Consider the following 4610-nt stretch of genomic DNA (forward strand, 5'->3'; position numbering starts at 1 on the left):
GCGCCCGGCTACTCAATGAGCTGAAAGACACCATTAACAGCGGCGTGATTGAGCGCAAAGGCATCACGCGCGAGGCACCGCTGAAAGTATGGATCACGGCGCTGGATCAACTGCTGGAACGCCCACCTAGCAACTTACCGCTCAACACCCACGGCTATTTATATGAAGTCGTCGCCAACTGTGCCGACCGCCACGCGGGTGAGCAGGAAAAGCAGCAGGAAGAGGCCAAGCGCAGCGGTGCCAAACAACCTGCAAACCGACCGCCCGCCGCAGCGTTTCAAGAGCGCTCGACCGATGACGTGTTAGCCGAACATGCCCGCATGGCCAACCGCCCATCCACGGTGGCCACGCCTAAAAAAGGCCAGCACCAGACTGCCAAAGCCGCTGAGCAAGCCAACGCCCCCAAGCGGCTAGCCGACCTGTTGAAAGGCACCGGGGCGACCAGCGAGGAGCCAACGCGATGAACACCTACACCGATGCCCATCTTGAGCACTACGCCGACCGTTTCATTGCGCTGCGCCTAGCCCGCCACGGCGTCAACTTGGCGCAGTACCTAGCCAACGTGGAACGCTTCGAGCGCCTGGCGTTAGAGCCGGAGCCGCTACTGCCCGCCCAGCACGCCGCCGCTTTGCGCCTATGGCAACAACAGGACACCGGCCTCGCCGAGCAGCCTGCCACGCCGCTGGAAAGCACACCCGACTGGGACTGGCGCGACCTGCTCGATCAATGGCGTGACGAAGTGGCTCAGTCCGAGCGAGAGCTGGATCAACTGAGCCAGCGCAACGGCGCCTACGTCGAGCCAATGCGCCACCACCGCCATAACCGTGGCATGAGTCGCGGCAACGCAAATTTTGAACGCAAGCAAGCCCGTAAAGGAGCCTAACCATGAACAGCCCCGCTAACACAGAACACGTGATCCCCGACGGCTACCGCCAAGACGCCAAAGGCCGCTTGATCCCCGAGGAGAGCATCAAGCCGGTCGATCAAGCCCGTGATGAGCTGGCCATTGAGCTGGTTACCAAAGCAAAAGAACTCAACCGCCAGCTAGCCCAGTTCAAGGCTGCCGCCTTTGGCGACATCGAGAGCTTTATCCAGCTCTCCGCCGAAGAGTACGGCGTCAACGTCGGCGGCAAAAAGGGCAACGTCACGCTGCTGAGCTTCGACGGCAAGTACAAGATCCAGCGCCAGGTCGCGGACAGCATCACGTTCGATGAGCGCCTGGAAGCCGCCAAAGGGCTGATTGATGAATGCCTGAAAGACTGGACCGACGGCGCGCGCAGCGAGGTAAAGACCATCGTTCAGGACGCCTTTCGCACCGACAAGCAAGGCAACCTGCGCACCGGTGCCGTGCTCGCCCTGCGTCGCCACGACTTCGACGACCCACGCTGGCTGCGGGCCATGGACGCCATCGCCGACGCGGTGCAAGTCACCGGCTCAAAAAGCTACGTGCGGATCTACGAGCGCATCGGCGAAACCGACCGCTACCAGCCCATCAGCCTGAACTTGGCGGAGGTGTGAGATGAGCACTAACGACAAAACCGAGCTTGCCACTGCGATTGGCCCCGCTTGCACCATCACGATCACGCCAACAGCACACGGCATATCGGTACGCACCGATATCGACCCACAGGAAATCGAGCAGAACGGCGGATTGAAAGCCACCCAGGCGCTAACACAGGTGGGCCTGCGTGCGATGCAGCAGGTGCTTGATGAATACGAGCAGGAGGCAAAGAAGCGCGAAACCCTTCACTAAGCGAAACGCCCCGCCAATGGCGGGGCGTCTGCTGGGCGTGGTGACCCAGCACTGATGAGCAGCCAATGAGGTGATTAATGGATAAGTGGGCAGAGATTAAAGAGCGCTTGAAGGACCTGGGCGGCTCCGTCGAGCTGCTGGCCGATGGCCACAAGCTGCAACTGGTCAAGATGCATGACAGTAAGAAGATCTTCGTTGTGGTGTACGTGGACGGCACCGTGGACTTTGAATGGACAAAAACCGAGGACGGTAAGCCAGTGCATCCCCAAGGGCGCTTCTGGCGGCCATTGAAGCGGGCACCGCATTCCAAAAAGGTGTATGCGAGTGCGAAGCGGGCGTTTGGCAAGAAGGAAGCCGATCGGATGGTGACGCCCCGTGTGATAGGCGTTGTGCCGAATTTTGGTACCGAAGGCGCGGTGGTTGCTCACCTCAAGAAACACTTCCCGGATCTTGAGATCCAGGCCGATGAGGTGGCGTCATGATCACCAAAGGCAAACTCGCGCAAATCCACATCGCGAAAGCCCAGCTAGGCCTAAGCGACGAAGACTACCGCGCGATTCTCGCCCGCACTGCGGGCGTGAGCAGTGCCAAAGACCTCACAAATCGTACCGTTGGTGGAGTGATGCATGAGTTCCGGCGCCTGGGCTTTGAGCCCAAGCCCGCCAAAAAGGCAGGGCGCAAGGCACCGCGCCCGCCACGCTCACGTCAGGCGGAAATGAACAAGGTCGAGGCGCTGCTCACTCACGCGGGCCGCGCCTGGGCCTACGCCGACGGCATGGCCAAGCACATGTTCAAGGTGGATCGCGTGGACTTTCTCGACGATAACCAACTGCACAAGCTGCTCCAGGCGCTCATCGTTGACGCCAAGCGGCAAGGACGGTACCCCGATGACCTCGCATAAGGTGGATAATCTAGATCTAGGCTTCGGCATCCCCAATGATGCCCTGGACTACCTCGACCCCGAGATTCTCAAGAAGTGGCCACAAGGCTTATCGGATATGCTCACCGTGGTCGAGAGCGCCCACATCCGCGCCGGTGATGAACCCAAGGTGGCCCGCCGCCGCGCCTTCGCCGCCGTGCGCGCTATCTCCAGCTTCGCCGGTGGCCGTAGCCTCTACGTGCCCCAAGGCCGCCAGCTAGACCGCGCCCTGCGCGACCGGGAAATCTGGGAACGCCACACCGGCGACAACATCCCTCAGCTAGTCGAAGACTACGAGCTGACCGAAGCGCAGATCTACAGCATCCTCGGCGAGCAGCGAAAACTCGCCCGCGCGCGGATGCAGTCCGACCTTTTCGGCGACAGCGCAAACGGCTAAGCTAGCCTCAACAGAATTAGGGGAACATCATGAAAGCACTGGCAGGGGTCACCATCATTACCGGCGCATTGCTGGCCGGTTGCGGCGAGAGCCAAGCCACCAGCAACGTCACTATCAACCAGGAAGCACTGAAAGCCGAAGTCATGGAAAGTGAGTCGGTGCATGATTTTCTGATTACAGAAACAGGCGCTATCTACGTCGGCATGTTGGATAACGGCAACCGCCGTGATGGCTTTGCCAGCTATGTCTGTGAGGTGGTTAGAAGTCATGCTGAGGGTGAAGGGCGCCGATTAGTTCGCATTATCGACGTTGCCGCAGTATCAAGGGGCGAGGGGTTCAAGACGCTGGGGCGTCACCAGTGTGACGTTTGACCGTTTACCAACCGACCTCATTTATTCAAAACCATACTGAGGCATTAGGCATGAAAGCTGCTGAATTAGATAGAAAAAAGAGGCAAATTAGAAGGCTACTGCTATCCGAATACGATATCTCTGAAGCGAAAGATATTTGCCGCTACATAATTCGACATGGCCTATGGAATGATATCCATGAGCCTGAGGCTAGAACGCTAGGTCGCTGGCTACAAAGCGCTATGGTAGTTGCTTATTATCGACCATTTTCAGGCAATCATAATACGGATGATACGTTAGACAGACCTAGTATCAACATCTGTAAGAAACTCTCACAAGAGCATTTGGAGCTTCATTGTTTTCTTAAAAAAAATAGAAACGAAGTATTTGCTCATACTGCCGCTGACATCCGAGACCTTGAAGTTTCGGTTTCACTACTGGCTGGTCGTCACTCGGTAACCTGTTCATCCGAAGTCTCTGAGGCGATGTTTACCCAGCAAACATATCTCTCGATCAAGTCCCTCTTTGAGACAGTAGAGGAGCTTTTCGAAAAAGAAATACAGAAAATAGCATCCACCCTACCTCTAAAAGAAAGCTTTTAGGCTTCTCCTTCGCTAGCAAAACTCCTAAACCGCTTGATTCCCGCCCCCTAGCCGATCCCCTCTAGCCTGAACCTCACTGCACTTGCACTTACCGCTAACCCTGCAATGAGGCTATCCCGTGAAAATCACATCACTTTCCCCAAAATTGCTCGACAAACTCCGCATCGGCCCTTGGCTGATCCTCGCCATCATCACCACCATTGGCGTGGGGTTCTTGTACCCGCACCAACTCGGCGTGCTGCTTTGGTCGCTCACCAAGCTGTGCTGGGGTGCCTACCTCGGCTACTGGATCGACCGCAGCATCTTCCCCTACGCCCGCCCTGATCGCTTCAGTCCTGACAATGACCCCAGCGGGCGCAGCCTTTGGGAGCTGCTCATGCTCCGCCGCGCCATCATCATCGCCGCTGCCGTTCTCGCCCTTGGGCTGGGGGTGTGACATGGGCGCTGATACCGCCGCTGAGCTGCTAGCAGAGGGCGAGCGCTTAGTGGTCGAAATCGACGCCCTAACCCATGGCGTTTCGAAGCTGCCCTTATATCTGCGCTTGAAAGATGTGGTCGAGCGCGCCGAATCCGCGCTACAGGAGGAACG

The 4610-nt window shown here is 57.9% G+C and carries 10 protein-coding genes and 1 other RNA gene; all 11 read left to right on the forward strand.

Annotation, left to right across the window (positions count from 1 at the left end):
* Positions 1-464 (forward strand): hypothetical protein (locus M8006_RS17355; protein ID WP_250084424.1); only part of this gene is annotated, 464 nt, incomplete at its 5' end.
* Positions 461-883, forward strand: coding sequence for a hypothetical protein (locus M8006_RS17360; RefSeq protein WP_250084425.1), 423 nt, complete (start codon positions 461-463; stop codon positions 881-883). The genes M8006_RS17355 and M8006_RS17360, both read left to right, overlap by 4 nt.
* 2 nt (positions 884-885) lie before the next feature.
* Positions 886-1518, forward strand: coding sequence for a DUF3164 family protein (locus M8006_RS17365; RefSeq protein WP_250084426.1), 633 nt, complete (start codon positions 886-888; stop codon positions 1516-1518).
* A gap of 1 nt (position 1519) precedes the next feature.
* A complete protein-coding gene (locus tag M8006_RS17370) occupies positions 1520-1753 on the forward strand; it encodes a hypothetical protein (RefSeq protein ID WP_250084428.1) in 234 nt (77 codons plus the stop codon).
* Positions 1752-1821, forward strand: an RNA gene (locus M8006_RS17375) — hammerhead ribozyme type II. Before M8006_RS17370 ends, M8006_RS17375 begins: the two co-directional genes overlap by 2 nt.
* A gap of 9 nt (positions 1822-1830) precedes the next feature.
* On the forward strand, positions 1831-2235 hold the full coding sequence (locus M8006_RS17380) for a hypothetical protein (protein WP_250084429.1): 405 nt from the start codon (positions 1831-1833) through the stop codon (positions 2233-2235).
* A complete protein-coding gene (locus M8006_RS17385; RefSeq protein WP_250084431.1) occupies positions 2232-2654 on the forward strand; it encodes a gp16 family protein in 423 nt (140 codons plus the stop codon). The genes M8006_RS17380 and M8006_RS17385 overlap by 4 nt, the downstream gene beginning before the upstream one ends.
* Positions 2641-3069: a Mor transcription activator family protein gene (locus M8006_RS17390; RefSeq protein ID WP_250084434.1), complete on the forward strand. Its 429-nt coding sequence runs from the start codon at positions 2641-2643 to the stop codon at positions 3067-3069. Before M8006_RS17385 ends, M8006_RS17390 begins: the two co-directional genes overlap by 14 nt.
* Before the next feature lie 29 nt (positions 3070-3098).
* Complete coding sequence (locus tag M8006_RS17395) at positions 3099-3440, forward strand: hypothetical protein (RefSeq protein WP_250084436.1); 342 nt, start codon at positions 3099-3101, stop codon at positions 3438-3440.
* A gap of 50 nt (positions 3441-3490) precedes the next feature.
* Positions 3491-4021 (forward strand): hypothetical protein, encoded by a 531-nt coding sequence (locus M8006_RS17400; RefSeq protein WP_250084438.1) that lies wholly within the window; start codon positions 3491-3493, stop codon positions 4019-4021.
* Between the two features lie 118 nt (positions 4022-4139).
* On the forward strand, positions 4140-4457 hold the full coding sequence (locus tag M8006_RS17405; protein WP_250084439.1) for a putative holin: 318 nt from the start codon (positions 4140-4142) through the stop codon (positions 4455-4457).
* The last annotated feature ends 153 nt before the right edge of the window (positions 4458-4610 follow it).

Source organism: Halomonas llamarensis (assembly GCF_023555005.1).
Taxonomy (GTDB): domain Bacteria; phylum Pseudomonadota; class Gammaproteobacteria; order Pseudomonadales; family Halomonadaceae; genus Vreelandella; species Vreelandella llamarensis.

What these genes read in the sequence shown, in the direction of transcription:
- M8006_RS17360 (WP_250084425.1), top strand. Translation starts at nt 461, where the DNA reads ATGAACACCTACACCGATGCCCATCTTGAGCACTACGCCGACCGTTTC.
- M8006_RS17365 (WP_250084426.1), top strand. Translation starts at nt 886, where the DNA reads ATGAACAGCCCCGCTAACACAGAACACGTGATCCCCGACGGCTACCGC.
- M8006_RS17370 (WP_250084428.1), top strand. Translation starts at nt 1,520, where the DNA reads ATGAGCACTAACGACAAAACCGAGCTTGCCACTGCGATTGGCCCCGCT.
- M8006_RS17380 (WP_250084429.1), top strand. Translation starts at nt 1,831, where the DNA reads ATGGATAAGTGGGCAGAGATTAAAGAGCGCTTGAAGGACCTGGGCGGC.
- M8006_RS17385 (WP_250084431.1), top strand. Translation starts at nt 2,232, where the DNA reads ATGATCACCAAAGGCAAACTCGCGCAAATCCACATCGCGAAAGCCCAG.
- M8006_RS17390 (WP_250084434.1), top strand. Translation starts at nt 2,641, where the DNA reads ATGACCTCGCATAAGGTGGATAATCTAGATCTAGGCTTCGGCATCCCC.
- M8006_RS17395 (WP_250084436.1), top strand. Translation starts at nt 3,099, where the DNA reads ATGAAAGCACTGGCAGGGGTCACCATCATTACCGGCGCATTGCTGGCC.
- M8006_RS17400 (WP_250084438.1), top strand. Translation starts at nt 3,491, where the DNA reads ATGAAAGCTGCTGAATTAGATAGAAAAAAGAGGCAAATTAGAAGGCTA.